Genomic DNA, 2,721 nt, shown 5'->3' on the forward strand with positions numbered 1-2,721 from the left:
CTGAGTCTGAGTCGCTGTCGGAATCTGAATCGCTGTCTGAGTCTGAGTCACTGTCGGAATCTGAGTCGCTGTCGGAATCTGAATCGCTATCTGAGTCTGAGTCACTATCGGAATCTGAATCGCTATCTGAGTCTGAGTCACTATCGGAATCTGAATCGCTATCTGAGTCTGAGTCGCTGTCATCATGGTCAACTACAGTAGTATCAGTAGGATTAGATTTATTGCCGCTATCATCAGTTGATATCGCAGTAATTTTATCTCCTTCATGTAAAGTAATTTCATCTGGAACTGTTACTGTCCAATCACCATTTCCATCGACTTTACCAGTTGTAGTACTACCATCAGGGAAAGTTACTGTTATTGTAGATCCTGGTTCACCCTTACCTGATATCGTTTTATCACCTACAGATGGTTGATTAATCGTCGGTGCATCAGGAGCAATAACATCTTTTTCTGGATTTGTCGTTACTGGTACTGTCACATGATCTTGCGTACCATCTGGATATGTTACCGTTACATCTACATTTGATGTTCCTGGTGTATTACCATCTGGTAATTTACTTGGATCATCAACTTTGATTGTTGGTTTTCCTTTTTCTGATGGATAATCTGGAATTGTTACTGCTCCTGTTACATCATCCTCAGTTGTTGGTGTTCCGTAATCTTTTGTAACTTCATCCGTTGTTGGTTGATAAGCATCGTTATCTGCTTGTTTGTTTGTTGTTACTGGTACTGTCACATGATCTTGCGTACCATCTGGATATGTTACTGTTACAGGCACATTTACTGTTCCTGGTGTATTACCTTCCGGTAATGTACTTGGATCATCTACTTTGATTGTTGGTTGTTCTTTATCTGATGGATAATCTGGAATTGTTACTGCTCCTGTTACATCATCCTCAGTTGTTGGGTCACCATACTCTTTTATAACCTTGTCTGTTTTTGGATGATAGGATTTCTCTTGAGTAGCAACTACGAATGAATCTGAACCTACATCTTTACCACCTGAAACTAAGTATACTGTATAAACATCGCCAGCTTTCGCAGCCTCAGGTACCACAAATGTACCTTTTTGTTCACCATCAGTATATGAAGTAATATCATCTGTTTTCTTAATTACCTTACCTTCTTGATCTCTCCATTCTATATGAGATGGAAGTGGTGATAATTGTGAGCCACTTAAATCAATGTTAATTGTGTCTCCAGGTTGTGCTGGTTGTGTAGTGTTATTGTACTTCACAATATCAATTTTAGTGTCCGTTGTCGGAATTAATGCAAAATTGACATTATACCATCCGCCCTTAGCCGGTTTAGAAACTGGTGCTGTTTGAGGCGTAAATGATAAATTTGAATTTGCCCCAGTAAAAATTGGTGAGGTAAATGAAGAATATCCTAGTACTTTTTCTCCATCAGGATTCATTACGTAACCATAGATATAATCATTATTAATTTTTTTATCTGTTGGGAAGTGAACAGTATAATATCCATCCGCATTTGTCTCACCATAAACCGTTGCTGATATATATTCGGGATGATCTTTTAATAATGTTTTTGTTGCGTCTGCTTGTTCTGCTTTAGGTAAACTTTCTACTTGATTTTTATATGCTTGAACGCCTTCATTAGTTAAAGATGAAAATACAACAGTATAACCATCTGCTATTCTATCACTTGCAGCTGGGTTATAACTTGGACCAGTTGCCGAGTTAGCTAAGTCTCCCCCAGTTCCTGTTTCTAACCATACACGACCTTGGATAGAATTTGTTGAAAGTGGAGCGTCAGCGCCTTGAGTGTCATGAATCCATTCAGATTGTGGGCGAGTCATATATTCACCATCAGGTTCAATCCCCATAAAGATACCTGTACGTTGCATATTTTTACCTGCTAATGGGAACTGGCCAATATTATTACTAGTACTTGAATCTACATATGAACCGGGTAAAAAACCGCCTGCGGTACGTAACATTGTTGCTGTATTACCATTATGTGTTTTAAAGTCTTCAATCCAAATTCTATAATATTGATTATTTGCAGCACGATACGTATGTTCTTTACCATTTGCATCTTTATATGGTTTTCTTAAGTCAAACGCATAGGCTCCGGGTCCAACTTGCGAACCACCTGATTTTTCTATTGATTTAGTTGCCGCTTTATATATTGGTGATACCACACCATCTTTATCAATCCATTGCATATAAACGGGTGTACCTTCAGGAACTGGTGTTAATCCATTTGCCATTGTTGCAGGTGTTCCTTTATCCACCATCCACGCACGTCCAGATAGTGTATTTGCAGCATTTGTAGCATCTGTAGTTGAGTTAATATAACCATTTTTAAGCGCGTCTGCTTCAATAATTCGATTGTTATCAGTATTGGATACATTATCATTGGTTGGCGTATCAGCAGCAAATAATCTTGGTCTTAGCGTATTTGTTGTTTCTTCATTACGTGCAGTAGCTAAATTTACGCTTAACGGCGTAGCAAGTGGTGTTTCATTATCATTATTAACATAACCATTCTGAATAAGCGCAGCGATGGCTTCTACTTCTGTTACATTAGATACATCTACCCCGGCATTTTCTAGAGCTTGAACAATATCATCACTTGATATATTTAACTCTTCAGAGATATTTTGAATTGAAGCACTAGCTTCAGGTTGCTCAATAATGTCACTACTTGTTGTTTTGTTCTCTGTTGATGGTTGATTTGTTTCTGTACCTTCAC

Annotated in this window: 1 protein-coding gene; it reads right to left on the reverse strand. The window is 38.2% G+C overall.

Annotation, left to right across the window (positions count from 1 at the left end; translation table 11 throughout):
- The coding region (locus HMPREF2897_RS13045; RefSeq protein ID WP_305366804.1) for a Rib/alpha-like domain-containing protein at window positions 1–2,721 on the reverse strand (2,721 nt) is incomplete at both ends.

Origin of the sequence: Staphylococcus sp. HMSC065D05 (genome assembly GCF_001813195.1) — a bacterium.
Taxonomy (GTDB): Bacteria; Bacillota; Bacilli; order Staphylococcales; family Staphylococcaceae; genus Staphylococcus; species Staphylococcus epidermidis.